The sequence below is a fragment of the Moraxella oculi genome (genome assembly GCF_023336735.1).
Taxonomy (GTDB): Bacteria; Pseudomonadota; Gammaproteobacteria; order Pseudomonadales; family Moraxellaceae; genus Moraxella; species Moraxella oculi.
In genome coordinates, this window is the sequence record NZ_JAMBAQ010000082.1 from 1 (window position 1) to 217 (window position 217).

1 protein-coding gene is annotated in these 217 nt (G+C 50.7%); it reads right to left on the reverse strand.

Annotation, left to right across the window (positions count from 1 at the left end; translation table 11 throughout):
* Window positions 1–36: 36 nt before the first annotated feature.
* A partial coding sequence (locus M2R47_RS09445) for a hypothetical protein (protein WP_249102564.1) occupies window positions 37–217 on the reverse strand: 181 nt, incomplete at its 5' end.

Consider the following 217-nt stretch of genomic DNA (forward strand, 5'->3'; position numbering starts at 1 on the left):
GGCAGCAATCTGCGCCCCAGTATGGTAATCCGCTTATTATCCATGCTGGCTACACCACGCATATCCCAACGCCCTAGATGGCACTTGTGTACACCCAAAAGACACACAGATAGAATTTGGCAGCAATCTGCGCCCCAGTATGGTAATCCGCTTATTATCCATGCTGGCTACACCACGCATATCCCAACGCCCTAGATGGCACTTGTGTACACCCAAA